Origin of the sequence: Haloarcula rubripromontorii (assembly GCF_001280425.1) — an archaeon.
Taxonomy (GTDB): Archaea; Halobacteriota; Halobacteria; order Halobacteriales; family Haloarculaceae; genus Haloarcula; species Haloarcula rubripromontorii.
This window is the reverse complement of the sequence record NZ_LIUF01000002.1, coordinates 375,582-399,541: the sequence shown is the minus strand read 5'-3', so window position 1 is coordinate 399,541 and position 23,960 is coordinate 375,582. Positions and strand designations below refer to the sequence as shown.

General features: G+C 66.5%; 26 protein-coding genes. 14 read left to right on the top strand and 12 right to left on the bottom strand.

Annotation, left to right across the window (positions count from 1 at the left end; genetic code table 11):
- Positions 1-89: 89 nt before the first annotated feature.
- Positions 90-1,103, bottom strand: coding sequence for a deoxyhypusine synthase (locus tag AMS69_RS07275; RefSeq protein ID WP_053967408.1), 1,014 nt, complete (start codon positions 1,101-1,103; stop codon positions 90-92).
- 133 nt (positions 1,104-1,236) lie between these two features.
- On the opposite strand from AMS69_RS07275, the gene AMS69_RS07270 reads away from it, so the two are divergent.
- Together AMS69_RS07270 and AMS69_RS07265 are read left to right on the top strand one after the other, a co-directional pair.
- Positions 1,237-1,929, top strand: coding sequence for an AzlC family ABC transporter permease (locus AMS69_RS07270; protein WP_053967407.1), 693 nt, complete (start codon positions 1,237-1,239; stop codon positions 1,927-1,929).
- A complete protein-coding gene (locus tag AMS69_RS07265; protein WP_053967406.1) occupies positions 1,919-2,248 on the top strand; it encodes an AzlD domain-containing protein in 330 nt (109 codons plus the stop codon). The genes AMS69_RS07270 and AMS69_RS07265 overlap by 11 nt, the downstream gene beginning before the upstream one ends.
- Here the strand turns inward: AMS69_RS07265 and AMS69_RS07260 are convergent, their stop codons facing one another.
- The 4 genes from AMS69_RS07260 to AMS69_RS07245 all read right to left on the bottom strand — a co-directional run bounded on the left by AMS69_RS07260 (position 2,249) and on the right by AMS69_RS07245 (position 5,469).
- Positions 2,249-2,812: a transcription elongation protein SprT gene (locus AMS69_RS07260; RefSeq protein WP_053967405.1), complete on the bottom strand. Its 564-nt coding sequence runs from the start codon at positions 2,810-2,812 to the stop codon at positions 2,249-2,251. It lies immediately after the preceding gene.
- Positions 2,813-2,816: 4 nt separating this feature from the next.
- Positions 2,817-3,584: a Nif3-like dinuclear metal center hexameric protein gene (locus AMS69_RS07255; protein WP_053967404.1), complete on the bottom strand. Its 768-nt coding sequence runs from the start codon at positions 3,582-3,584 to the stop codon at positions 2,817-2,819.
- Between the two features lie 50 nt (positions 3,585-3,634).
- Positions 3,635-4,369: a hypothetical protein gene (locus AMS69_RS07250; RefSeq protein ID WP_053967403.1), complete on the bottom strand. Its 735-nt coding sequence runs from the start codon at positions 4,367-4,369 to the stop codon at positions 3,635-3,637.
- A gap of 113 nt (positions 4,370-4,482) precedes the next feature.
- Entirely contained in the window at positions 4,483-5,469 is a 987-nt protein-coding gene (locus AMS69_RS07245) for an alpha/beta fold hydrolase (RefSeq protein ID WP_053967402.1), read from the bottom strand.
- Between the two features lie 101 nt (positions 5,470-5,570).
- Here AMS69_RS07245 and AMS69_RS07240 point away from each other — a divergent pair, with 101 nt between their 5' ends.
- Positions 5,571-6,596, top strand: coding sequence for an amidohydrolase family protein (locus AMS69_RS07240; protein ID WP_053967401.1), 1,026 nt, complete (start codon positions 5,571-5,573; stop codon positions 6,594-6,596).
- Positions 6,597-6,632: 36 nt separating this feature from the next.
- On the opposite strand, the gene speB is transcribed toward AMS69_RS07240, so the two are convergent.
- Together speB and AMS69_RS07230 are read right to left on the bottom strand one after the other, a co-directional pair.
- A complete protein-coding gene (speB, locus tag AMS69_RS07235; RefSeq protein WP_053967400.1) occupies positions 6,633-7,436 on the bottom strand; it encodes an agmatinase in 804 nt (267 codons plus the stop codon).
- A 2-nt stretch (positions 7,437-7,438) separates the two neighbouring features.
- Positions 7,439-7,819 (bottom strand): translation initiation factor IF-5A, encoded by a 381-nt coding sequence (locus tag AMS69_RS07230; protein WP_004515075.1) that lies wholly within the window; start codon positions 7,817-7,819, stop codon positions 7,439-7,441.
- 201 nt (positions 7,820-8,020) lie between these two features.
- Between AMS69_RS07230 and AMS69_RS07225 the strand changes: the two genes are divergently transcribed.
- The 8 genes from AMS69_RS07225 to AMS69_RS07190 all read left to right on the top strand — a co-directional run bounded on the left by AMS69_RS07225 (position 8,021) and on the right by AMS69_RS07190 (position 16,593).
- Positions 8,021-8,659, top strand: a complete 639-nt coding sequence (locus tag AMS69_RS07225) for an HAD family hydrolase (protein WP_053967399.1) — start codon at positions 8,021-8,023, stop codon at positions 8,657-8,659.
- Complete coding sequence (locus tag AMS69_RS07220) at positions 8,653-9,576, top strand: CobD/CbiB family cobalamin biosynthesis protein (protein WP_053967398.1); 924 nt, start codon at positions 8,653-8,655, stop codon at positions 9,574-9,576. Before AMS69_RS07225 ends, AMS69_RS07220 begins: the two co-directional genes overlap by 7 nt.
- The gene (cobS, locus tag AMS69_RS07215; protein ID WP_053967397.1) at positions 9,567-10,358 is read left to right on the top strand and encodes an adenosylcobinamide-GDP ribazoletransferase; all 792 of its coding nucleotides are present in this window, start codon (positions 9,567-9,569) and stop codon (positions 10,356-10,358) included. The genes AMS69_RS07220 and cobS overlap by 10 nt, the downstream gene beginning before the upstream one ends.
- Entirely contained in the window at positions 10,358-10,897 is a 540-nt protein-coding gene (locus tag AMS69_RS07210) for an NTP transferase domain-containing protein (RefSeq protein WP_053967852.1), read from the top strand. Before cobS ends, AMS69_RS07210 begins: the two co-directional genes overlap by 1 nt.
- Before the next feature lie 92 nt (positions 10,898-10,989).
- Entirely contained in the window at positions 10,990-14,052 is a 3,063-nt protein-coding gene (locus AMS69_RS07205) for a PAS domain-containing protein (protein ID WP_053967396.1), read from the top strand.
- 53 nt (positions 14,053-14,105) lie between these two features.
- Entirely contained in the window at positions 14,106-15,164 is a 1,059-nt protein-coding gene (cobD, locus tag AMS69_RS07200) for a threonine-phosphate decarboxylase CobD (protein ID WP_053967395.1), read from the top strand.
- The gene (locus AMS69_RS07195) at positions 15,157-15,873 is read left to right on the top strand and encodes an adenosylcobinamide amidohydrolase (protein WP_053967394.1); all 717 of its coding nucleotides are present in this window, start codon (positions 15,157-15,159) and stop codon (positions 15,871-15,873) included. The genes cobD and AMS69_RS07195 overlap by 8 nt, the downstream gene beginning before the upstream one ends.
- Positions 15,874-15,942: 69 nt before the next feature.
- Positions 15,943-16,593 (top strand): cob(I)yrinic acid a,c-diamide adenosyltransferase, encoded by a 651-nt coding sequence (locus AMS69_RS07190; RefSeq protein WP_053967393.1) that lies wholly within the window; start codon positions 15,943-15,945, stop codon positions 16,591-16,593.
- Here AMS69_RS07190 and AMS69_RS07185 read toward each other — a convergent pair.
- The gene (locus tag AMS69_RS07185) at positions 16,590-17,030 is read right to left on the bottom strand and encodes a hypothetical protein (RefSeq protein WP_053967392.1); all 441 of its coding nucleotides are present in this window, start codon (positions 17,028-17,030) and stop codon (positions 16,590-16,592) included. The genes AMS69_RS07190 and AMS69_RS07185 overlap by 4 nt on opposite strands.
- The gene (locus AMS69_RS07180) at positions 17,027-17,668 is read right to left on the bottom strand and encodes a SatD family protein (protein WP_053967391.1); all 642 of its coding nucleotides are present in this window, start codon (positions 17,666-17,668) and stop codon (positions 17,027-17,029) included. Before AMS69_RS07180 ends, AMS69_RS07185 begins: the two co-directional genes overlap by 4 nt.
- A 168-nt stretch (positions 17,669-17,836) precedes the next feature.
- Here AMS69_RS07180 and AMS69_RS07175 point away from each other — a divergent pair, with 168 nt between their 5' ends.
- The 3 genes from AMS69_RS07175 to AMS69_RS07165 all read left to right on the top strand — a co-directional run bounded on the left by AMS69_RS07175 (position 17,837) and on the right by AMS69_RS07165 (position 20,695).
- Positions 17,837-19,315, top strand: a complete 1,479-nt coding sequence (locus AMS69_RS07175; RefSeq protein WP_053967851.1) for a cobyric acid synthase — start codon at positions 17,837-17,839, stop codon at positions 19,313-19,315.
- A 61-nt stretch (positions 19,316-19,376) separates the two neighbouring features.
- On the top strand, positions 19,377-20,144 hold the full coding sequence (locus tag AMS69_RS07170; RefSeq protein ID WP_053967390.1) for a nucleotide-binding protein: 768 nt from the start codon (positions 19,377-19,379) through the stop codon (positions 20,142-20,144).
- Complete coding sequence (locus tag AMS69_RS07165) at positions 20,141-20,695, top strand: hypothetical protein (protein WP_053967389.1); 555 nt, start codon at positions 20,141-20,143, stop codon at positions 20,693-20,695. Before AMS69_RS07170 ends, AMS69_RS07165 begins: the two co-directional genes overlap by 4 nt.
- Before the next feature lie 203 nt (positions 20,696-20,898).
- On the opposite strand, the gene AMS69_RS07160 is transcribed toward AMS69_RS07165, so the two are convergent.
- From AMS69_RS07160 to AMS69_RS07150, 3 genes are all read right to left on the bottom strand, one after another.
- Positions 20,899-21,132, bottom strand: coding sequence for an HTH domain-containing protein (locus AMS69_RS07160; protein WP_004515058.1), 234 nt, complete (start codon positions 21,130-21,132; stop codon positions 20,899-20,901).
- A gap of 278 nt (positions 21,133-21,410) precedes the next feature.
- Positions 21,411-22,226, bottom strand: coding sequence for a helix-turn-helix transcriptional regulator (locus AMS69_RS07155; RefSeq protein ID WP_053967388.1), 816 nt, complete (start codon positions 22,224-22,226; stop codon positions 21,411-21,413).
- 69 nt (positions 22,227-22,295) lie between these two features.
- Positions 22,296-23,900 (bottom strand): cryptochrome/deoxyribodipyrimidine photo-lyase family protein, encoded by a 1,605-nt coding sequence (locus tag AMS69_RS07150; RefSeq protein ID WP_053967387.1) that lies wholly within the window; start codon positions 23,898-23,900, stop codon positions 22,296-22,298.
- Positions 23,901-23,960 lie beyond the last annotated feature (60 nt).

The following is a 23,960-nucleotide window of genomic DNA, read 5'->3' as shown; positions in this document are numbered from 1 at the left end:
TCGTGAAAGACCGTTTATATGAGGGATATATGTCTCTCAGTAGACGTATCCAGCGGCAATCAGGGCTGTAGCCGCCTCCGCCATAGCGATCACGCGTCCGTACTGTGGCGCTCACGGGCCGCGGCCACGACCAGTGGGAGTGTAATCGTCGCGTCGGCATACACCGAGACATTCCGGGCGTCCTTTTCAAGTTTCCCCCACGAGCGGGCCTCATCGAGCGTCGCACCGGAGAGGCCGCCGGTGTTCGAGGGGTCCATCGTCAACTGGACGGCGTAGTCGTAGGCGTCGGGCGAGACGAGCATCGTCTGGAGGACGTAGTTCTTCGGGACGCCACCGCCGACGACCATCGCGCCGGCGCTGTCGGCCTCGTACGCGATATCCGTAATCTGTGTCATGTCCGCAAGCGCGTCGACCGTGAACTCGCTGGTCTGGGAGTACATCCACGCCTGCAGGCCCAGCACCGAGTCCTGGAAGGCCGGGCAGTACACCGGTACGTCGTTCTCGTAGGCCGCCGCCAGCACGCCGGCGTCCTCGGGCACGTCCTCGCGCTCGTTGACCGCGGCGTTTGCCCGGCCGAGTTCCTCGGTCATGCGCTGGATCGAAACCGCGCCCTCGTCTTCCAGCGTCGAGAACACCTCGTCCCGGAGATGGTTCTCGAACAGGGCAAAATGCTCCTGTGGGAGGTAGACGTTGTAGATGCGGTCGACGCCCTCGTCCCGGAGCGTCTCGTCGTGTTCGCGCTCCGTCCGTCCCTCGGGCGTGACCTCGCCGTGGTGGTGCTTGCCGCCGATGGCCTCGATGCTGTCGTGGGTGCAGTTCGCGCCCGTCGTGACCAGCACGTCGATGTGACCGTCGCGGATGAGTTCACTGACGATGGCCCGCATTCCGGTGGGGACCATCGCGCCGGCCAGTCCGAAGAAGGTCGTCACGTCATCGTCGAGCATCTCGCTGTAGATGTCGACAGCTTCGTGGATGTCGCTCGCGCCGATGCCGGCTTCGCCGTAGCTGTCAGCCAGTTCGCCGACGGTCATTCCGGCCCGGGCCTCCGCGTGTCCGATAGGGTCGTGATGGAACGTCTCTCGCTCGTCGGTGTGGTCGCTCATTGCTGTGCAGTCGAGCGCGGGTGGGTTTCAACGTCGTGGTTCGCCACGGCGGGGCCGGATTATGTGTTGATTTGTCGTCACATGCCGCGGCTGAAACGGAGGGCTTAGACACCCCTGCGTTGGATAGCAAGCTATGGATACCACTGCGTTCAGGCGCGGCGTTCGGGATGTTGCGCCACTTCTACTGGGGATTATCCCGTTTGGCCTCGTTGCCGGTATCGCGACGGTCAACGCCGGACTCGGACTGCCAGCCGCAGTCGGGCTATCGGTGGTCGTCTTTGCTGGCGCATCACAGCTCGCGGCGCTGGAACTGCTGGGACAGAACGCGCCGCTGACGGTAGTTGTCGCAACGGCCGTCGTCATCAACCTCCGATTGCTGATGTACTCGGCATCCATCGCGCCGTACTTTCGCGATTTCACCAGCCGGTGGAAAGCGGTGCTCGCCTACGTGCTGACCGACCAGGCGTACGCGCTGTCGGTCGCCAACTACCGGTCCGACAGCGAGGCGGACCGGAAGTGGTACTACCTCGGCGTCGCCGTGACGCTCTGGGCCGTGTGGCAGGTCACGACCGTTGTCGGAGCGCTGCTCGGCACTGGCGTCCCCGACGCCTGGGGCCTCGAATTCGCGATCCCGCTTGTCTTCCTCGCGATATTGGTTCCGGCAATCGAAGACGCGGCGACCGGCGTTGCCGCTGTCGTCGGTGGAGCCATCGCTGTCGTCGGCGCTGGGCTTCCGCTCAATCTCGGACTGCTCGTCGCGTCCGGCGTTGGTATCACTGCTGGCGTTCTCACGGAATCCGCCACGGGAGGAACTGATGGCGACTAACTACGGCCCGGTTGAGATCGCCGGCGTAATCGCTGTCATCGGCGTGTTGACGTACGCCTGTCGGCTCTCCTTTATCGCGCTGTTCGGTCGGCTCGACGAGATTCCGCCGGTCGTCGAACGGGTATTGCGGTTCGTCCCCGCTGCCGTTCTCGCTGCCCTCGTCCTCCCGTCGTTCGTGACCCTCGATGCCACCGGTTTCGCCGCGGACAAGTTCGTCGCTGGCGCGCTCGCGGCCGGTGTCGCCTGGCAGACCGAGGACGTGTTCGCGACAATGGTGACCGGGATGGGCGTTCTCTGGGCCATCAGGTTCCTGCTGTAGTCAGCCCAGCTTCAGCGAGGCCCCACAGCAGTCAGAGCGGTACTGCTGGCGTTGCTCGACAAGCTTGCAGTCTTGATAGCGGCGGGCGACGAGACAGCCACACGCCCCGCAGATGAGGACGTACTTCGGGTCGGTGAAGGCTGGACAGTGAACGTCGGTGTCGAGCTGGTCGGCCCGTTCTCGAAACGCGTGCCCGTGGTCAGTCGTCCCGTCGCGCTGGTACTGTTCGACGTGGATGAGTTCGTGACGCAGCGTCATCTCCCAGGTGTCCCTGTCAAAGGCCGAAAACGCGTCCCAGGTCAGCGATACCGTACACCGGAGCGGGCGGCCGTCGCTCCCGTCGAGACTGCCCCAGTCGTACCGCTCGCCGACGGCGGCGTCGTCCAGCTTCGGTCGCTTGACCGCAGCGGCTCGGCGCTTGGCCCGGTGGGACACGTCCCAGTCGACGAGATCGAACCGAACGGAAACACCATACTCGCGGCGAACTCGCTGACAGTACGCCCGCGACCAAGCGATAAGGTCCGCATCCGATTTGATACCCTCGTACGAAACAGAATTGGCCATCGCCTCAGAGGCCGGTCGGGCAGTCGATGTAGGTCGTCTCCAGCCCCCAGTCCTCGGCGACGGTCTGGAGCGACTGGACGCCGAACGTCTCCGTCGCGTAATGGCCGGCGAGAATGACGTGGATTCCCTGCTCGCGCGCCTCGTGGAAGGCCTTCTGTTTCCCCTCGCCAGTGACGAGTACGTCAGCGTCCGCCTCGACGGCCTCCTGCAGCCAGTCGACGCCGCTGCCGGTGACGATGGCGACATCCTCGACAGTCGACGGACCGAAGTCCAGAACCTGAACTGACTGCCCACCAGTGTCTATATTTCCTTCGAGGGATTCTGCGAGTTCGGAGACTGTCTGTGGCTCTGCAAGGGTCCCTTGCTGGCCAATATGTTCGCCACCCATCGCCCCGAACGGGGCACGGGTATCGAGGTCCAGCAAGTCAGCAACACCGGCGGCGTTACCAAGCGACTGATGCCCGTCCAGCGGGAGATGAGCGACGTACAGCGCCAGGTCGTTGTCGATCAGCGGTGCGACACGGCGGTAGTTGGTGTCCGTCACGCGCTCCATCCCGCCCCAGACGATGCCGTGGTGCGTTACGAGGAGGTCAGCGCCCGCCTCGGCGGCGCGGTCGATGGTCTCGACGGCCGCATCGACCGCGAAGGCGACGTGCTCGACCGGGTGGGTCGCCGGCCCGACCTGCAGGCCGTTCGGACTGGCGTCGATGTCGGTGTAGGCCTCGATGTCGAGTCTATCGTCGAGACGTGCTGCGATGTCTCCTGCGTTCATAGCGCGGGCTTCGAGACGGCCAATGGTATGCTTTTCTTTACCGCGTCTGGCTACCCGTCCGATTCGACCAGTCGGCCCTTGTCCTGCCCGATGAGGTCCCGCTCCACCGCGGCATCGATGATGGCGTCGAACTGCTCACCGTCGATGTCGTAGGCGTTGACCGCGACTTCGCGGATCTCCGCTCTGTCGACGGGCATCTCGCGGTTCTGGAGCAAGCGCATCACTTTGTTGTACTCCAGTTTCGTCAGCGAGGGGCTGTCGTCGCTGTCTGTACCGCGATCAGTGTCTCGGGTTTCAGTGGTAGCCGGTGTGTCATCCGACTCAGCCGACTCCGCTGTTTGCGTGTCCGTGCTGTTCGGCGGAACCGTGTCCGTCGCATCCGATTCCGTAGCCGCGGCCGCCGTCTCAGCCGACTGCGACGACTGTTCCTGTCCTGCCGAACTCGCGCTGTCGGCACCCAGCAGCGAACCGTCATCGGTCGGCTCGACCACGCCGTCAGTGGTCGCCTGTTCGCCGGTCGTCTGCGTTCCAGACTCGTCCAGCAGTCCCGGTGGCTCGGCGGCCTCAGCATCGCCAGCCGGGTCCGCTGTCTCGCGGGCGTCTGCCTTCGCTGCCTCGACGGCCGGTTCGACGATAGTTGCGAGCTTCTCCCGGCACGTCGAGCAGAGAACGACAGTTCCCTGCTGTTCAGTGCCCGGATCCAGCGATTTCGGGATAACCGGATATTCGGAGAGCGAAACGTCAAGGGCGCCGCCACAGAAGTAACACGACGATAGCTGGTCCATGCTCGCAACAGAGATTGCCTGTTTACTAAAAGACTGCTTGGTGTATCGGATGCCGGGCAACTAGCGAATGGCAATCGAAACAAGACTGGGGGTGGACCGGTGTTTACACTGTATTATTTTGTATATTCTCGTCCATCGCAGAACGCACGAACCAGTTCTGCGACTTCGGCACTGGGCTCCAGCCACGGCGTATGGCCGTGTCCCGGAAGTTCGTGGAACGCGGCGTTTGGCATCTTTTCGGCGACAGGACGGCCCACGGTTGGTGACCAGAAGGCGTCCTCCGTGCCCCAGACGAACTGCGTCGGACGGTCTATTCGCACAATTTCGTTCCGGATGTCAAAGAGGGGGTGAGCGCGGCCGTACGACCCCTGTACAGTCGCCAGCGACTGCTGGCTTTCCCGACGCCCAGGTAGACCTTGGCCGGCGGCGAGCAGTTCGTAGAACACGCCCGGTATCGCTGCGGTGTCGACGACATTGACCCGCTGCATCGACTGCCTCGCGTTTTCCACCGGGTCGCCGCGGGTAAGCAGCCACAGCAGGACTCTGTTGAGACCGCGAACCGTCAGCAGGCGAAACAGGAGCGGAAAGTCCCGCGAGACGCCGCCCGGCGCACCGACCAGTTGCAGTCGGTCCACGCGGTCGTGGTCGAGGGCGAGCAGGAACGACTGGAGGCCGCCGTGGGAGTTGCCGACTACGTGGGGCCGGTCGATAGCGAGCGCATCGAGCAGCTCCAGCAGGTACGCCACAAAAAACGACCGGAGGTCCCGGTTCCTGTAGCTCGGCGCGGCCGAAAGGCCGAGTCCGGGTCGGTCGGGAGCGTACACGCGGTACTCGTCGGTGAGCGAGGGGAACAGCGGCAGCCACGTCGCCGCCGGCGTTCCGACGCCGTGGAGCAGAAAGACTGGGTCGCCATCCGGGTCCCCGCCGACGAGGTAGTGAACACGACCCGCTGCCTCCGTCTCTGTCACTCGTGACTCAACGTCGAGGTCGTAGTGGTCGGCGAGGCGGGCCTGGGCGTCCGCGTACCGGCGTTCAGCCGGATGCGGCCAGTCGTCTGGCGACAGCGCACGGCTCTCGGGAACTGTGGTACCGCTACACATACCCGAGCTGTCCGGCTCTGGGCGTATCAGTGTACCGTGGCTCACGGCGAGCAGAGCAGAGCCTCCATGAGACACATATAGCTCCGCCACCTCGCTATCGCATGGAGCGAATCGAAGGCACTATCCTTGCCGGGCGGTCGTTCGAACCAGTCCACGGGAGCGTTGTCGTCGAAGACGGGTACATCACAGCTGTCGAGGAGACGCCGGCCCGCGAAAGCGACCACGACCGCATTGTTCTGCCAGCATTCGTAAACGCTCACACCCACGTTGGCGACTCCGTTGCGAAGGAGGCGGCCGTCGGTCTTGGACTGGAGGAGGCGGTGGTACCGCCCGACAGCCTGAAACACCAGCAGATCGCAGCGGCCGACGACGAGACGCTGATTACCGCGATGCACCGCACGCTTCGGTTCATGCAGCGAACCGGCAGCGCGGGGTTTCTCGACTTTCGGGAGTTCGGCGTCGACGGGGCACGTGCGCTCCGCAAGGCCGCGGAGGGACTCGATATCGAGCCGTTCATCTTCGGGAGCGACGACTCCGCGGTGCTGGATGTGGCCGACGGGTTCGGTGCCAGTGGCGCGAATGACGACGATTTCACCGCTCAGCGGGCTGCTGCTTCGGAGCGGTCAGTCCCGTTCGCGATCCACGCCGGCGAACCGGACGCCACCGATATCCACCCGGCACTAGATCTGGAGCCGGACCTGCTGGTCCACATGGTCCATGCCGAGGCGGAGCACCTCGAGCGTGTGGCCGACGAGAACGTTCCCATCGCGGTCTGTCCCCGTGCGAACCGCGTCCTCGGGGTCGGCCGGCCGCCGATTGAGACGCTGCTGGAGTACACGGACGTAGCGCTCGGGACGGACAACGTGATGCTGAATGCCCCATCTATGTTCCGTGAGATGGAGTACACCGCGAAGACGTTCGACCTCCCCTCGCGGACGGTGCTTCAGATGGCGACGACCGCCGGAGCCGAAGCAGTTGGCCTCGACTGTGGTGTCATCGAACCCGGCCGCCGGGCCGCACTACTGGTACTCGATGGCGACTCGGACAATCTCTCGGCCGTCGCGGACCCGGTCGACGCGGTTGTTCGGCGAGCGTCTCCGCTGGATATCGAACGAGTTGTCTGCTGACGCGGACGGCGGGCATGGGCCCGGATATATTCCGGGTTAGCGCTGGTCCGCGTTGGCAAACACGAACGCCCGAAGGAGTTTTGCGGCCAGTGTCGCTGTCTGGCCGTCGTCGCGGTCGTTGACCTCAACCACATCGAAGCCGACGGCCTGCGGTGCGACGGCCCGGACCACGTCGTGCATCTCGCGCGGTTCGAGGCCGAACGGCTCCGGCGTCCCAGTTCCGGGCGCGAACCCGGGGTCGGCGGCGTCGATGTCGACGGAGAGATACACTCGCTCGTCGTCGAACGCAGGCGTCCAGTCGGCCACGTCTTCCGGCGGCACCACGGTCACGTCGGCCTCGTTCGCCCGGTCCCACTCGGCCTCGGAGCCGGTGCGTGCGCCCAGCACGATTGCCTCGTCGGCCACCGAGAGCGCGTGACGGGTCACCGTCGCGTGGGAGTTCTCGTCACCGGCGTAGGACTCGCGCAGGTCCAGATGCGCATCCAGACAGACGAACACGTCCGGATCGAGCGCACGTACACCGGCGACTGAGACAGTGTGTTCGCCGCCGACAATGAGCGGGACGGCCCCCTCGCTGTTGAAATCTGAGAGGGTTCCCTGGAGGTAGGTGAGGTACTCGGCGACGTCGGCCGTGGGACCGATGTCGCCGTGGTCGTAGACGGAACAGTCAGTGAAGTGCTGGTCGGTGCGGTGGTCGTAATCGTCGAACTGCTGACCGAACTGGCGGACGCGACGTGGCCCGAACCGCGCGCCGGGGCGAAACGAGGTCGAGGCGTCCAGCGGCGCACCGACGAGCGCGTAGTCGGCCGCCTCGCGGTCGGCCCCCGCACCGGGCAGCATCGTTACGAGCGTGTGATCTTGCGCTGCTCTTCGTACTGGAGGTACTCGATCTCGTCGTCAGGCTGGAGGTCGATGTCTTCGGGGACACGCATCGTGAACGTGTCGTAGGTGTCGAGGTCCATCACCTGCGCGTCGTTGCCGTCCGTGGAGACGACCTGCCCCTGCTTCCGGTTGACAATCGGGACCCAGACCTTCGCGTCGACAGGCTGGGACAGCGAGCGCTTCTTGCCGTCGAAGACGCCCTTGGCGTCGATTCGAGCCTTGGCGCTGCCGTGCTTGCCCGGCTTGGCCGTGCTGTAGGAGTTGATCTTACACGGCGTGTCCTCAATCATGACGTAGCTTCCTTCGTCGAGCTCTCGAACTTCGGTCTGCTCTCTTGCCATACCGCCGGATTACCCCTGTTTGGGTATAAACGGTTTGGAATGACGCAAGCCAGCTCCGTCGTGACTGTCGCGCTACAGCCGGGTTCGGCTGGGGCGGCTGGATCCTGAACACCAAAACGCCCCGACAGCAGTACCGCATCGCACGGACGCTCTCTGACCCCATCCCCACCGTTCAAGTGAGCTTGCACTAACCACACAGGTGTGGCACTCTCGTTCGACCTGTTCGGGACGCTCGTGACGGCGGACCGGCCGTCGGAGCCGTGGGACGCCGTCGCGGAGTCGCTTACAGCCCGGTCGGTCCGGGTCCCGGACGACTGGGAAGACGCCTACCGCTCGGCCCACCGGGAGTACGACCGCGGCCGGGAAGCCCCGCTGGACGAGCACGTTCGGCTGGCGCTCGCCAGCCGCGGGGTCGAGGTCGCCGCGGAGACGGCGACCGATGCCGTCCTCGACGCGTTCGACAGCCCGGTAGCGGTCCGCAACGGGGCCATCGAGGCGGTGGACGCCGCAGCGCGGCGGGGGCCGGTCGCCGTCTGTTCGAACTGCAGCGTCCCGGGGCTGGTCGAGCGAACAATCGCACGGGCTGACATCGAGACTCAGAGCGGGCACTCCTTCGACGCCGTTGTCGCCAGCGTCGACTGCGGCTGGCGGAAGCCCCACCCGACCATCTTCGAGGAGACCGCCGACGCGCTCGGCGTGGCGCTCGCCGACCTCGTCCACGTCGGCGACGACGCCCGGACGGACGGCGGCGCGGGCCGTGCGGGCGCGCAGTCGGTACTGCTGGAGGACCGCTCGCTGCCGGCGATAGCCCAGCAGCTACGGGAGGGCGACCTGTGCTGAGCGCGCTGGCCGTGGCCGTCGCCGCCGGGCTGGAACTCGCCGTCGGCGAGCCGCCGACCCGGATTCACCCCGTCGCGTGGTTCGGGCGAGTCGTCTGGACCGTCGACCGCGAGTGGGACCACCCGCTGGCGGTCGGGGGGCTGGCCGCAGTGGCGTTGCCGCTCGGAGCCGCCGCTATCGTCGGCGGTAGCGTCGCGCTCGCCGGGAGCATCGGGCCGCTAGCGGCCGTCGCGCTCGCCGGCCTCGTGCTGTTTCTGACCACGAGCCTTCGCAGTCTCCTCTCGACCGCCCGTGGCGTTATCGCGGACACCGAGGGCGACCTCCCGACCGCTCGTGAGGGGTTGCTTGCCCTCGCTGGCCGCGACGCCAGCGCACTCTCCGCGGGCGAGGTCCGCAGCGCCGCCGTCGAGAGCGCGTCGGAGAACCTCGCCGACGGCCTCGTCGCGTCGCTCGCCGCGTTCGTCCTAGGCGGACTCGTCGCCGGGGGCCTGGGCCTGCCGTCGCTTCCCGTCGCCGCTGGCGCGGCGGCGTGGGTCAAGGCCGTCAACACGATGGACTCGATGCTGGGCTACCGGTCGAAGCGGGTCGGAACGCCCGCGGCGCGGCTCGACGACGCCGCGATGTGGCTCCCGGCCCGAGTGAGCGCGCTCCTGCTCGCGCTCGCCTGCGGGTCGCCGCGGTCGGTGGCCCGCGCCCGGGCCTGGCTGGACGGCGTCCCCTCGCCGAACTCCGGGTGGCCGATGGGGACCACCGCCGCGGCGCTTGGCGTTCGACTCGAAAAGCCGGGCGTGTACGTGCTGAACCCCGCTGGGAGGCTCCCCGACGTGGCGACGGCCCGGCGCAGCGTGACCCGAATCGGCGTCGCCGGAGCGGCGGCGTACCTGCTTGCCGGGCTGGGGGTGTACGCGTGGTTCTGACCGCGGTCCGGGGGGCGCTGGGATTCCTCTCGCGGCTTCCGGTGGGCCACACCGAACGAGCGTGGGACGCCTTCGTCGGGACGCCGGCGGCGTTCCCGCTGGCGGGCTACGTCGTCGGCGGCCTCGTCGCGGTCCCGTTCCTCGCCACCGGCCTGCTCCCGGCCCCGGTAATCGCCGCGGCGTATCTCGGGAGCGTCGTCCTCGTCACCGGCGTCAACCACGCCGACGGGCTCGCGGACCTCGGGGACGCCGCCGTCGTCCACGGCGACCCGGCGGAGCGCCGCGACGTGATGCGGGACACGACTGTCGGCGTCGGGGCCGTCCTCGCGCTGGGGACGGTCCTACTGGCGCTCGCGCTGGCCGCGCTGGCGGCGGCCGGGCTCCCGCCGCTGGTCGCCGTCGCGCTGGTCCTTTCCGCCGAGGTGGGGGCGAAGCTCTCGATGGCGACGCTGGCCTGCGTCGGCCGGCCGAGCCACGACGGGTTCGGGTCAGCGGTGATTGACGGGAACGACCCCCGCCGGCTTCTCGCCTCGCTCGCCGTCACGCTCCCGGTCGCCGCCGTCGCCGTTCCGGCGACCGCTGTCGCGGTGCTCACCGGCCCGCTACTCGCCGTCGCCCTCTCGGGGTGGGCCGACCGCCGACTGGGTGGTATCGGCGGCGACGCCTTCGGGGCGGCCAACGAACTCACGCGCGCCGTCGCCCTCCACGTCGGCGTCGCCGCGTGGTCACTGTTCGGCACGCCGCTCGGGGACTGGGGGGTGCTCGCGTGGACGCTCTCGTGATGTGTGGCGGGCGCGGGACGCGGCTCGACGCCGAGACCGAGAAGCCGCTCTTCCGGGTCGGCGGCGTCCCGATGGTCGACCGGGTCGTCGGTGCGCTCCGGGAGAGTTCGGTCGGACGAATCGTCGCCGCGACGTCGCCGAACGCGCCGGACACGCAGGCTCATCTCGACGTCCCCTGTATCGAGACGCCGGGCGAGGGGTACGTCGCGGACCTCGACGCGGCGCTGGCCGACGACCGGCTCTCGCGGCCGGCCCTGACCGTCGCCGCGGACCTGCCGCTGCTCGACGGCGAAATCGTTGACCGCGTACTCAACGCACACGACGGCGGCTCGCTGACGGTCCTGGTCCCGGCCTCGCTGAAACGCGGGCTCGGCGTGAGCGACGACACGACGTTCGAAGACGGTGGCCGGGAGGTCGCGCCGACGGGCGTCAACGTCGTCGGCGACGGCCCCGACGACGCCTGGCTCACGCGGGACCGACGGGTCGCGGTCAACGTCAACACGCTCGCCGACGCCCGCGTCGCGGAACGGTGGCTGTGACCGCCGGTCGCCGCGTGACAGGACGCTCCGGTGCGGTCGAGCGGCATCGTGTTGGCAAGCAAATATGATTCCGGGGAACGTTGTGTGCGGTAATGGCCGACAACATCCGTGTGCTCCACGTCGACGACGCAGCGGGGTTCGCCGAGATGACGGCCGAGTATCTCGAACGGGTGGCTGACGACCTCACGGTCGTGACGGCGACGAGCCCCGACGACGGTCTGGACCGTCTCGACGACAGCATCGACTGCGTCGTCAGCGATTACGAGATGCCCGAGCGAAACGGTCTGGAGCTTTTCGACGCCGTCCGGGACCGCTATCCGGACCTGCCGTTCGTTCTCTTCACCGGGAAGGGCAGCGAGGCCGTCGCCAGCGAGGCCATCACGGCGGGCGTCACGGACTACCTGCAGAAAGACGGGGGCACGGAACAGTACACGATTCTGGCGAACCGCGTCCGGAACGCCGTCGAGCGGCGGCGCGCCCGCCGGGAGCGCGAGCGGAGCGAACGGCGGTTCGAGGCCGTCTTCGAGGACCCACAGACGCTGGTCGGCGTCCTCAATCCAGACGGGACGGTCCGCAAGGCGAACCAGACGGCGCTCGAGGCGGTCGACGCACCGCGCGAGGCGGTCGTCGGACAGCCTTTCTGGGAACTGTCGTGGTGGCCCGAGGGCCACTCGACCGAAGTCGAGGAGTGGGTCGAGCGCGCTGCCGACGGCGAGTACGTCGAAGTGGACATCGACCACACCACCGCCGGGCCGGCACAGTTCAGCTACCACGGGTACATCCGGCCGGTCAGGGACGACGAGGGCGACATCGTCTCGCTCGTCGCGTCGGGTCACGACGTGACGGCGAAACGGGAGCGCGCCGAGACCCTCGAACGGACGCGCGACCTGCTCGCACAGACCGAACAGCTCGCCTCTGTCGGCGGCTGGGAAATCGACGTTTCCGACGGCCCGCCCTACGAGGGGACCCCCACGGCGGGGTTCTACCGCCTGCACGGCCTCGACCCCGACGAGCAGATCCCGGTCGAGCAGACGGGGGAGTTGCTCCACCCGGACGACCGCGAGCGGGTCGAGGACGCCCTGTCGGCGCTGTTGACCGAGGGGGAGCCGTTCGACCTCGAAGCCAGAATCGAGACCCCGCACGGTGAGACGCGGTGGGTCCGGTCCATCGGCGTCCCCGTCGAGGAGGGCGGCGAGTTCGACAAGTGCCGCGGCGCGATGGTCGATATCACCGACCAGAAGCGACAGGAAGCGGAGCTCGAACGGAAGACGGACCTGCTCCGGCACGCCCAGCAGATTGCGGACGTGGGTGGGTGGGAACTCGACATCGCCGAGCCGCCCTACGAGGCGACGTGGACCGACCAGCTCTTCGAGATATTCGGGATACCGCCCCGGGACGCCATGACCCCGGACGAGGTGCTTAGTTTCGTCCACCCGGACGACCGCGACCGCGTCGCCGCCGAGACGGAGCGGCTCATCGAGGAAGGCGAGGGCCTCACACAGGAGTACCGCATCGTCACCGGGGAGGGCGAGGAGCGCTGGCTCCGCGTTATCTCGGAACAGCCCGACGACCGGACGGACATCATCCGCGGGGCGACGCTGGACATCACTGAACAGAAACAGGCGACGCAGGCACTCAGGGAGCGGGAGCGAACGCTCAGTCGGTACAAGGAGTTCACCGACGACATCTTCGACGCCGTCGACGACGTGTTCTTCCTGCTGGACGAGCGCGGCCGGGTCCGGCGCTGGAACGAGTCGCTCGAACGCGCGACGGGCTACGACAGCGAGGAGCTGGCCTCGATGGACGGGGTCGCGTTCTTCCGGCCCGAGGACCGCGAGACCATCAGGGAGGCGTGTCGGGCGGGCGACACCACGATGGGGGTCCCGCTGGTAGACGACGGAGGCGACCCCGTCCCCTACGAGTTCGTCTTCGGCCGGGTCGAGACGCCCGAAGGGGAGCGACGGACGGCCGCCATCGGCCGGGACATCTCGGCCCGCAAGGAGCGCGAGGAGGTGCTTGCCAGGACGAACCGACAGCTCCAGACGATTCTCGAAACCACGACCGCGCTCGTGTTCCTGAAAGACAGCGACGGGCGGTACCAGCGGATAAACGAGCGGTTCCGCGAGGTGCTCGTCGACGGGGCCATGGACGTGGTCGGGAAGACCGACGCGGAACTGTTTCCGGACGAAATCGCCCGGCAGATACGCGCCGACGACCGGGAGGTAATCGAGACCGGCGAGTCCATCGAGCGGGAGGAGGAGGTCCCGACGCCCCACGGGACGCGGACCTTCCTCACGCTCAAGAACCCGATATACGACGCCGAGGGGAACGTCACCGGACTCTGTGGCGTCGCCACCGACATCACCGAACGCGCCGAGTACAAGGCCCACGTCGAGCGCCAGAAGGAGCGCCTCGACGAGTTCGCCAGCATCGTCTCCCACGACCTCCGGAACCCGCTGGACGTGGCACGGGGGCGGCTACGGCTCGCAAAAGAAGACCCGTCGGCAGAGCACCTCGAAGCCATCGAGCGGTCGCTGGACCGCATGCAGGAACTCATCGACGACCTCCTGGCGCTGGCTCGGCAGGGCGAGGCGGTCACTGACGTCCAACCGATTACCGTCGAGAATGCGGTCGAACAGGCCTGGCGGAGCGTCCGGACCGGCGACGCGACGCTTGAAACCGACATCGAGGGGACGGTCATGGCGGACCCGACCCGCCTCCAGCAACTGTTCGAAAACCTCGTCCGAAACAGTGTGGAACACGGTTCCGCGAACAGTCGGTCGGCGGCCGATGACAGCGTCGAACACGGATCGACGGCCCCGCCGCCGGAGCCAGAGGACGGCGACCTGACGCCGGACTCGAACGGATCGATGGTCTCCGGCACCTCCCAAACCGCCGCGGGTGGAATCACTGTCACGGTCGGGACGCTCGACGACGGGACGGGCTTTTACGTCGAGGACGATGGGTCCGGCATCCCAGACGACGAGCGGGAGAAGGTGTTCCGGAGCGGCTATTCGACCGCCGAGAGCGGGACCGGGTTCGGCCTCGCCATCGTCCGAGAGATCGCCGAAGCACACGACTGGGCGGTCACCGTGGCCGAAAGCGCGAGCGGGGGCGCGCGGTTCGAGTTCCACGGCGTCGACGGCCCGGACTGACCGGCCGGGTCACCGCGAAACTTTCTCCACATCGCCCGCCGTAACCTCTGTCAATGGACCCTGACTCGGTCGAGGGCGTGCGGGCGAGTGGCGGCGACGGACCCGAGGATGCCATCGGTCCGGACGGGCGCGTGCCACACGGCAGCAGCGACGACCCGGACGTGCTGGATTTCAGCGCGAACACGAATCCCCGGGTCCCACCGGGCGCAGAGAAGGCGTACCGGGCGGCGTTCGAGGCGGCCCGCTCGTACCCGGCCGACGACTACCCCGAGTTCCGCGAGGCTGCGGCGGCGTTCGTCGACTGCGAGCCATCGCAGGTGATACCCACGGCCGGCGGCCTCGAAGCGATACGCCTCGCGATCCAGACGACGGCCCGGGCGGGCGACAGCGTCCTGCTTCCGTATCCGAGCTTCGGCGAGTACGCCCGCGAGGTGCGCCTGCAGGGCGCGACGCCCGAGTTCGTCCCGCACGACGAACTGCTTGCCGCCGACCCGGCGAGCCACGCGCTCGCCGTCGTCTGCAATCCGAACAATCCGACCGGCGAGGCGGCCGACCCGGCGGCGCTTCGGAACTTCGCCGACCGCTGTCGCGCGGCCGGGACGACGCTGCTCGTCGACGAGGCGTTCCTCGGCTTTACCGACGAGCCGTCGCTAGCCGGTCGCGAGGGCGTGGTCGTCGCGCGCTCGCTAACGAAACTGTTCGGCCTTCCCGGCATCCGGATGGGGTACGCCGTCGGGACCGGGGACGAGCGCGACCGCCTCGCGACGGCCCGGCGCGCCTGGTCGATGAGCGCCGCGGCAGCCGCTGTCGGCGCGCACTGCTACCGGCAGACGGAGTTCGTCGCGGAGACGAAAGCCCGTGTCGAGCGCGAGCGAGCGCGGATGCGGGAGCGGCTAAACGCACGGTTCGACGTGTTCCGTTCTGATGCGCCGTTCCTGCTGCTGTCGGTCAGCGACGCCGACGCGTCCGTTGATGATATCCTTGCCTCGGCCCGTGAGGCTGGTATCGCATTCCGGGACGCCCGGACGTTTCGCGGGCTGGACTCGCACATTCGCGTCGCTGTCAGAGCGCCCGAAGAAAACGACCTGCTGCTGGACGCGCTGGATGTTTGAAACGACCGTTCGGGACGGCGTCTGTCAGATTCGACGCGAGGGTGCCCGCTGGCTTTCGACGGCGTGGGACGGCGGCTACCGGACCGCGGACGCCGTCTACAACGTCACCGTCCCCGAGGGGTTCGATCGAACCGACCTCGCCGCCTACCGCGCCGAGCGGCTGTCGGGGGCCGGCTTCGCCGTCGGCCCGGCACTGCTCACCGGCGTCCACATGGAACACGCCCGCTGTGCCCGGAGCGGGCCGGTGTCGGTGCTGGCGACAGCGGGCCTCTCGAACCCCGCCGCGTTGCCGATGTCGACAGCGGGGACAGCGGACGGCTTCGGCGGGCGCGCGTCGAATCCGGCGGACCGTCCCGACTGGCGACCCGGGACGGTCAATCTCGTCGTCGGGGTCGAGCGCGAACTGGACGACGGCGCGCTGGCGACGCTGCTCGCCAGCGCCGTTGAGGCGAAGGCCGCGACGCTGCTGGATGCGGCGGACGTGCCCGGAACCACATCGGACGCGGCCATCGTCGGCTGTGTTCCGGGCGCTGAGCGTGCGTCGTTCGCCGGGAGTGCGACCGAGATCGGGGCCGCTACCCGCGTCTGTGTCCGCGACGCTATCAGGGCGGGTCTGGCCGCCCGCTACGGGGACGACGCCCTGCCGACCGTCGACGGCGCGGAGTACGGCGTCGTTACCGACCGGGATACCGAGGTCGTCGAGCCGTGAGAGCGGAGTGTATCACACGACGGTCCCCCATTCCAAACGGCTAAACAGAATCCCGTCGAACAGACAGGCATGACCGACAACACGGCCGGCCCGACCGCCGAACCAATCGAGCCGAGCGTGCCGGAGGAGTTCGGCCTGGTGCAGATCTGGTGGGGCGACGGGAAAGGGAAAACGACGGCGGCGCTGGGGATGGCGACCCGCGCCGTCGGCCACGGCTACCGCGTCCACCTCCTGCAGTTCATGAAAGGCGGGACCAGCACCGTCGAGGACGTGCGCGGCGAGTACAACGCTATCGCGGCGCTTCCGGGCTTCTCCTACGAGAACGCCGGCCACTACGGCTGGCACGGCTTCCTCGACGGCAGCGAGGACGACGAACACGAGGCCCGCGCGAAAGGCGCGCTCGACCGGGCACGGGAGATTATTCAGGCCAGCGCCGACGCTGACCTCTCGGAGCCGCTGGCTGCCGACGGGCCGCCAGAGAAGGGCGTCAACATGCTCGTCCTCGACGAAATCCTGTACGCCGCGAACCGTGGCCTCGTCGACCCGGCGGACGTGATCGAACTCGTCGAATCCAAGCCCGTCGACCTCGAACTCGTGCTGACGGGCGGCCACGAGCGGCCGGAGTTCCTGACCGACCACGCGGACCTCATCACGGAGGTCAGCAAGGAGAAACACCCCATCGACGCCGGGCAGGGCGCGCGGAAAGGCACAGAGTTCTAGATGGTTCCGAGCAGATAGTCGAGACAGACGCCAAAGACTAGCGAGTACGTCACGTTGGCGATGCTCCCCGTGAGATAATACGTTGTGTTCCCACTGGAGATGCCTTGCCAGCGGACGATTGACTTCGCGGTGAACACCGGCCCCAGTGCGGTGTACGCGCCGAGTAGCGTCAACGTGAGTATCAGAACGTTCTCCACTTTCCCGACCGCACGTCCCGTATCCGCTTCTTCTTCACTCACATCGGCACCGGCGTATTTGAGAGCGCCGGAGACCATGGCCCCACTTGTCGACAGCAACAGAGCGTACCCGGCACCGAGTACGACCGCTGAGCGAAACGATACAGACGCGGTGAAATCACCGGTCGCCCAGACGAGACCAAGAACAGCACCGACCGTGACTACGGCTGAGACTGGTGTCCGCCAACCCGCAGGACTCATTCCCATACTTCCGTCATGGCCGCTTCGAGATTTGCTTCGGTCGAGAGAACCATCTCCGCCTTTGCCCGCGAAAGCGTCTGTGAGACGGCCTGAATCGATACGTCTCGGTCGTCAGCCAACGCTTGCATACTCTTTCTTTCGCGGTACTCACGAACGGTTGACGCCTGGTGTGGCGTCCATTCCTGTTTCCACGCAGACAGCAGGTGTATCTGGTCGGCAAGCAGTGAAAGCAACCAAGACTTCACGGCAGGGTCATGTAGCGCGACGGCCCGACCGTTCTCCGTGAGGTCAGCTAGCAATGTATCGGCTTTGTGGAACGCGGGACCGTCCATCTCTGAAACCTCGCTCGCTGTCGTCCCCACGTCAACTTCTCCATGGACAACGGCAAACCGAATCGCAGTCGGGTGTATCGACTCGGTGAGTTCCCGGATAGCGCGGTAAGCATGTCCGGGGTTTCTGATGACCCCCCCGACTTCGTCAACTCCTTTCAACACCGAGAACGGCGCAACCGTCTGGTCGGCAAGTGCGTCAGTCGCTCGTGACACGCCCTGCTTAAGCGACGCCCGCAACGCCTCTCTGTCTGTGACCGACCGCGACCCGATGACATCGCCGACGATGACGCACCATCGTTCCGCCATACTCGCTGACTTAACCTGATAGGGTTTACTTGTTTTGGTTAAACCGTTTCACGTTGAATTTCGCGTGAACTGCTAACCTGGATTCGCTTAAGTACCCATCATTAAATTGATATCAGTTTAGCCGTCTGAACGAAAGACACCAGTGTGTTCGACTCCCAGCACTGTCTGATGGCCCACACGCTGCTGGTCGCCGGGACGGCCAGCCACGTCGGCAAGTCGACCGTCGCGGCCGGGCTCTGTCGCTATCTGGCCGACCGTGCTGTTTCGGTCGCGCCGTTCAAGGCCCAGAACATGAGCAACAACGCCCGGGCGACGCCGGGCGGCGAGGTCGGCGTCTCGCAGTACGTTCAGGCCCGTGCAGCCGGCGTCGCGCCGTCGACCGACCACAACCCGGTGCTGTTGAAACCGCGGGGCGACGGCGAGTCACAGCTCGTGCTGGACGGCGAGGCGGTCGGGCACTTCGAGGCCCGGGGCTACTACGACGACCACTGGGATGACGCGCTGGAGACCGCCCGCGCGGCCCACGACCGGCTCGCACAGGCTCACGACGTGATTGTTGCCGAGGGGGCCGGCTCCATCGCCGAGATAAACCTCCACGACCGCGACCTGGCGAACGTCGAGACGGCCCGCTTCGCCGACGCCGACGTGCTGTTGGTCGCCGACATCGAGCGCGGCGGCGTCTTCGCCTCGCTCGTCGGGACGCTCGAACTCGTCCCCGAGGACATCCGGGACCAGGTGGCCGGCGCGGTCATCACGAAGTTCCGCGGTGACCGCTCGCTGCTGGACCCGGGCATCGACGAGTTCGAGGACCGGACCGGCGTCCCCGTCGTCGGCGTGATTCCCTACGACGACCCGGGCCTCCCTGAGGAGGACAGCGTCGCGCTGCCGCCGGTCGGCGAGCGAGCCGTCGTCGGCGACGGTGACGGCGTTGCTGACGACGAAAGCGTCACCGTTGCGGTCCCGCGACTCCCGCGTATCTCGAACTTCACCGACCTCCAGCCGCTCGCCCGCGAACCCGGCGTCAGAGTCGCGTACGTTCCACCCGGTGCCGCCCTCGATGACGCCGACGCGGTGGTTCTGCCGGGGAGTAAGAACACGGTCGATGATCTGCGAGCGCTTACCGACACTGGATTCGGGGACCGGCTCCGGGCGTTCGACGGACCCGTTGTCGGCCTCTGTGGCGGCTACCAGATGCTCGGCGAAGCGATCACGAACGCCGCGGTCGAGGGGACCGGCGACGCGGACCGCGTCGAGGGGCTTGGGTTGCTCCCGGTGACAACAGAATTCAGCGAGGCGAAGACCGTCGAACACGTCCGGCGGGAACTGAATGGTGTCGGCCCGCTCTCCGGGGCGGGCGGGACCGTCGAGGGCTACGAGATCCATATGGGCGACTCGACACTGACGGATACGGTAGCCCACCCGTTCGACGGCGACGGAGCGGCGACCGACAGCGTTCTGGGAACATACCTCCACGACCTCTTCGTCAACGACACTGCCAGAGATGCCTTTGTGCGAAACACCTTCGAGAGTGCTGGTATCGCCCTGCCAGAGGCAACCGAACGAGCCGACAGCGACCCGTACGAACGAGCGGCTGGGCTCATCCGCGACCACGTCGACCTGGGACCGTTCGGACTGCCGGACCGATGAGTGTTTGATACTCTCTTAATTTCCGGAAATTTATATACAGCTAGCACGCAATATTCCCCTAATGGTCGAAGTGTTCGCGGTCGCCAGTGGGAAGGGCGGGACTGGCAAGACGACGAGCACCGTCGCCCTCGGGATGGCGCTGTCCGACCGCTATGACGTGACCGTCGTCGACGCAGACACGGGAATGGCAAATCTCCTCTTTCACGCCGGACTCTCCGATGCCGAGACGACGCTGCACGACGTACTAGCTGCTGACGCACCGGTCGAGGCAGCCACCTACGACCGGTTCGGGCTGACGGTCGTTCCCTGTGGCACGAGCCTCGACGGCTTCAGGGACGCCGACCCGGCCCGGCTCCGAGACGTGGTTGCGACACTTGCAGAAGACACAGACATCATCCTGCTGGACTCGCCGCCGGCGCTCGACAGCCGAACCGCCGTCCTTCCGATCGTGCTGGCCGACCGTATCGTGGTCGTCCTCCAGCCGACGATCCCCGCCATCTCGGACGGGCTAAAGGTCCAGGAGTACGCGACGACCTACGACACGGACGTAGCGGGGCTCCTGTTCAACAAAGTTCGTGCGTCAGAGTCTATCGAGCAGGTTTCGGAGAAGACTGAGCGGTACTTCGACGGGCCGACGCTCGCGTCGGTTCCTGAGAGCGAGCGAGCCCGCGAGGCACGCCGTGCTGGACGGCCGCTCCTTGCACACGCTCCCGAATGCGAGGCCGCAACGGCCTATCGGGCGGCCGCCGAGGCGCTCACAGTCCAGAACGGGACAGCCGCCGACGCCGCCGACCGGTTCCAGAGCGCCGTCATCCCTGAGTCACTATGAAACTCCCCCGCGGCCGACTCGACAAGTCCCGCGTCGTCACGGACCCGCGGGACACGCTCGCTGACGTGCTCGACCGCGAGCTGACCGGCTACGCCGTCTTTGAGTCTCAAGAGACGCTCTTGCTTGACGGCAATGGGCGGGGCGTCATCACGTTTACCGACGGTGTCCCCGTGCTGGTCTACCACACCGGGACAGACCGCGGTGGCCCGCCGGCGCTCGCTGACCTCGCTATCCCCGGGCCGTACCACGTCTCGTTATACGCGCTCGACGCTGCCGACCTCGAATCGGCCCACGAGGCGGCCGACCTCCGAGTCCCGCCCGGGATGCCCGCCGAACGGTTGGGCGGCGACCCGGCGCTGGCCGACAGTACCCGACGGGCGGCCCCCGACGAGCGACTGTCGGTAGCGGACGACGATGCGGCAACAGTCGAGGACGGAACCGCCGAACAGAGTGCCGTCGAAGCGTTCCTTGACGATACCGAGAAAATCGAGGCTATCAAGCAGCAGGCGCGTTCAGAGGCCCGCGAGCGCGCCCAGCAATGGGATTTCTGACAGTCTCGCGTAAATAAAGCTCGAGACAGCGCCGACACGACTTGCCCAACACTCGGTAGGGCTGCAGTGTGTACGTTGGGACGCGGCCCCGGCGTCACTCCGAAATCGAACCGTCATGACGGTCCTGCTCCTTCGTAGCGGTGCACCGGTACGTGTCGACTCCGAGACCGACACCATCCGGACACAATCTACACCAGTCGATATCAGTCTGCCCGGACCGGGATCCACCACACCCGTGACCGTCCACCGACTTTCTTGCTCGTGATATCCGTCTCTGATTCGAGGTCGTGGAGTTTGTTCAGTGCCGTCCGGCGCGAACAGCCGAGTCTGTCCGCTACCTCTGATGCCGTGAGTGGCTCCGCGTAATCGTTTCGGTGTTTGAACACCTCGATAACGTCCGATTCAGTGTACTGGATCTCCCGTCCAGGCGGAGACATACTTCTGTCAACGATTGCCACACACTTATACTGTCGGCTATTATTTCATTCTGCGTGAAAATATAGAAACACCGGCTATCGTTGTCACAAAACGGTCCCGGACGGCATGAACTTTCTTTGGTGTTACAGACCCTGTAACATGTATTGGTACCCAAAACAGTTACAGCGAATAAGTATAGACACCCGCTGACCAAACTACGTGTCGGGGGTATGCTATCCCGCCCTCCAGTGAGTGCTGGAGCGCCGACCAGTGCTCCCTTCGGCCCTCATACAGCCCGTCACGGATTGTTTTCTTGTACAGGCAGGACTGCTGCGAGCGGTTCTGATCGCTCCATATATCGGTCGAACACCGTCTCGGCCCAGCGATACACCGCTGTCACGTCGGATTCCGCTATCGCCCGGACGTTGTTCCGGTCGTCGTAGGCCGCCAGACAGACTCGCGACCGGTCCAGCGCGAGGCCGATATCAAGCGCGGTGTCGTGGACGTACGTGGTGATGTTCTCGTGTTCGAGGCCACGCTCCAGTGCGTCCGAGAAATCGGACGCGGACCGTTCGAGCACGCTGTGGTCGATAATGAACTCGATATGCGTCCCTGTTTCGAGGAGTTCCACTGCGGCGTCGTTGAACACTGACGTTACGATAGGTGAGATGGCCCGAACGTCACCCTCGACTTCGTGTATCCAGTCTGTGAACCGATTGACCGCGGCCAGCGGATTCTGCTCGGAACTCGTCGTGAGACAGTCAGGCTCCAGCAGGTCCACAGGCAGGTCCGCCGCGACAGGTCCGAGGTGGGCGGCCAGCGGACCGGCCGCCCGGGCTTGCTCGACCTCGCTGACGAGCGCCCTGTACCGGTCGAACACCCGCTGTCCTGTCACGGTAAGTCGGTACTCACCGTCCCGTTTGACGACCCACTGGCGCTCGGAAAACCCCGCGAGTATCCGCTGGATTGTGGTTCGAGTCGCATCCACTGAATCACACAGGTCGGTGGGTCGTGCGGGACGCTCCCGGAGCTGGGCCAGCACCGCGAACCGCTGTGGTGACCCGGTAAGGTACTTGCAATCCTCGAAGACGGTGTCGTCCGGACCTTCCGCCATTGACCATGTCTGAGTGGGCGACCATCTTAGCCTCTTTGGCCTTTGGCAACACTAGACGATGCTGCAAGCCTATTCGTCGCCGAAGGCGTCGAGGCTTGTCTGAGTCCCGTCGTTTCCGGTGCCGTTCGACGCATCCGTCCCGTGTTCCGCGGCGATACGTGCAGCGGCCTCGCGGCCGCCGGAGAAGGAGGCGCGGCGTGCGACAGTCGGATCGCTCAGGGCGTCGGCAGCGTCGGCACGTACTGACTCGTACCGCCTGCGAAACGCCTGTCGGGCCGCGTCGTAGTCGACGACCGGGTGCGGGTAGTCCTCGCCGATATCGACGCCACAGGACGCCTGCACGTGGACCGGCGTCCCCTCGGGTCGGTCGAGGTACTCGTCGGGAAGCGCGTCGAGTTCGGGCACCCACCGGCGGATGAATTCGCCGTCCGGGTCCTGGTCCCGGACCTGCTTGCGGGGATTATACAGCCGAAGGGCCGGCTTGCCGACCAGTCCGCACTGGGACTGCCACTGAGTGTAGTTGATCGCCGCAGACGCGTCGATGAGGTGGTGGTAGAACCAGTCCGCGCCGATCCGCCAGGGCTGCTGGAGCAGATGGTAATACACCGACGCACACATTGCCCGCATCCGGAAGTTGAGCCAGCCCGTCTGCTTGAGACACCGCATCGAGGCGTCGACCATCGGGAACCCGGTCTGGCCGTGCTTCCAGGCGGCCACCAGATCGGGATCGTACTGCTCCGCGTTGAACCCCTCCAACACCGGATTCACCGCCGTGTCGAGCCAGCCGGGCCAGTCTTCGAGCTTCTGCTCGTAGTGTTTGTTCCAGAACAGCCGCGAAACGAACATCTCTTTCCCGCGGCCGTCGGGCGCGTGTTCGTCGATGTACTGGATGACCTGCCGCACGGAGAGACAGCCAAAGGCGAGATACGCCGAAAGCCCGCTGGTCCCGTCTCGGGCGTCCGTCGGCGCGGAGATGTTACCCGGGTAGTCGTCGATGCGCTCGACGAACGCCGACAGCCGCTCGCGCGCCGGGCCGGTCCCGCCGCGGGGAACGTCGGATTTCGACGGTGTGACTGCGTAGTGTTCTTCGACCGCGTCGATGTCGATACCGCTGTCGAAGCTCCGTGAAGTGACCGTGCTCGGGTCCCAGTCGTACTGGTCAGCGGAGAACCACGCCGACACGTCGTCCTGCCACCCGTCGCGAGCCTCCGCTCGGTCACGGACCAAGCCGTCGCCGTCGACGAAAGTCACATCACACTGTTCTCGTACGCGGCGGTCCCGGTCCCGACCGTAGCGTCCGGTCGGAACGGCCATCGTCACGATGTCCCAGCCAGCCTCGCGGAACCGCCCCAGCACGTCCACCGGGTCCCCGTGGGCGTAGGTAAGTCCGCGACCAGTCGCGGTGTGATACTGGTCTGCGAGGTCGACCAGACAGTCGTGCAGGAACCGGATGCGGCTGTCACAGGCGAGACCGTCCGCGCCGTAGAACGCCGGGTCGAACACGAACAGCGGGAGTACGTACTCGGACGCCGCAGCCCTCGCTACCGCGGCCTGATCGCGAATCCGAAGGTGCTCACGATGCCAGACGACTGTGCCGGATGCATCGCTCTCAAGCGTTGGAATCGCGTCTCGCCGCGGGGCATCCAGCGTGTCGCCCGACTCCTGTCCCACCATGCGCGCTGTTGATGCAGCATTGGGCCACAGACACCACTGTCTTTCGTCTCTCAGGGCTGC

Bases quoted from the DNA above. Each gene is read 5' to 3' on its own strand.
- AMS69_RS07275 (WP_053967408.1), bottom strand. From the start codon at position 1,103: ATGAGCGACCACACCGACGAGCGAGAGACGTTCCATCACGACCCTATC.
- AMS69_RS07270 (WP_053967407.1), top strand. From the start codon at position 1,237: ATGGATACCACTGCGTTCAGGCGCGGCGTTCGGGATGTTGCGCCACTT.
- AMS69_RS07265 (WP_053967406.1), top strand. From the start codon at position 1,919: ATGGCGACTAACTACGGCCCGGTTGAGATCGCCGGCGTAATCGCTGTC.
- AMS69_RS07260 (WP_053967405.1), bottom strand. From the start codon at position 2,812: ATGGCCAATTCTGTTTCGTACGAGGGTATCAAATCGGATGCGGACCTT.
- AMS69_RS07255 (WP_053967404.1), bottom strand. From the start codon at position 3,584: ATGAACGCAGGAGACATCGCAGCACGTCTCGACGATAGACTCGACATC.
- AMS69_RS07250 (WP_053967403.1), bottom strand. From the start codon at position 4,369: ATGGACCAGCTATCGTCGTGTTACTTCTGTGGCGGCGCCCTTGACGTT.
- AMS69_RS07245 (WP_053967402.1), bottom strand. From the start codon at position 5,469: ATGTGTAGCGGTACCACAGTTCCCGAGAGCCGTGCGCTGTCGCCAGAC.
- AMS69_RS07240 (WP_053967401.1), top strand. From the start codon at position 5,571: ATGGAGCGAATCGAAGGCACTATCCTTGCCGGGCGGTCGTTCGAACCA.
- speB (WP_053967400.1), bottom strand. From the start codon at position 7,436: ATGCTGCCCGGTGCGGGGGCCGACCGCGAGGCGGCCGACTACGCGCTC.
- AMS69_RS07230 (WP_004515075.1), bottom strand. From the start codon at position 7,819: ATGGCAAGAGAGCAGACCGAAGTTCGAGAGCTCGACGAAGGAAGCTAC.
- AMS69_RS07210 (WP_053967852.1), top strand. From the start codon at position 10,358: ATGTGTGGCGGGCGCGGGACGCGGCTCGACGCCGAGACCGAGAAGCCG.
- AMS69_RS07205 (WP_053967396.1), top strand. From the start codon at position 10,990: ATGGCCGACAACATCCGTGTGCTCCACGTCGACGACGCAGCGGGGTTC.
- cobD (WP_053967395.1), top strand. From the start codon at position 14,106: ATGGACCCTGACTCGGTCGAGGGCGTGCGGGCGAGTGGCGGCGACGGA.
- AMS69_RS07195 (WP_053967394.1), top strand. From the start codon at position 15,157: ATGTTTGAAACGACCGTTCGGGACGGCGTCTGTCAGATTCGACGCGAG.
- AMS69_RS07190 (WP_053967393.1), top strand. From the start codon at position 15,943: ATGACCGACAACACGGCCGGCCCGACCGCCGAACCAATCGAGCCGAGC.
- AMS69_RS07185 (WP_053967392.1), bottom strand. From the start codon at position 17,030: ATGAGTCCTGCGGGTTGGCGGACACCAGTCTCAGCCGTAGTCACGGTC.
- AMS69_RS07180 (WP_053967391.1), bottom strand. From the start codon at position 17,668: ATGGCGGAACGATGGTGCGTCATCGTCGGCGATGTCATCGGGTCGCGG.
- AMS69_RS07175 (WP_053967851.1), top strand. From the start codon at position 17,837: ATGGCCCACACGCTGCTGGTCGCCGGGACGGCCAGCCACGTCGGCAAG.
- AMS69_RS07170 (WP_053967390.1), top strand. From the start codon at position 19,377: ATGGTCGAAGTGTTCGCGGTCGCCAGTGGGAAGGGCGGGACTGGCAAG.
- AMS69_RS07165 (WP_053967389.1), top strand. From the start codon at position 20,141: ATGAAACTCCCCCGCGGCCGACTCGACAAGTCCCGCGTCGTCACGGAC.
- AMS69_RS07160 (WP_004515058.1), bottom strand. From the start codon at position 21,132: ATGTCTCCGCCTGGACGGGAGATCCAGTACACTGAATCGGACGTTATC.
- AMS69_RS07155 (WP_053967388.1), bottom strand. From the start codon at position 22,226: ATGGCGGAAGGTCCGGACGACACCGTCTTCGAGGATTGCAAGTACCTT.
- AMS69_RS07150 (WP_053967387.1), bottom strand. From the start codon at position 23,900: ATGGTGGGACAGGAGTCGGGCGACACGCTGGATGCCCCGCGGCGAGAC.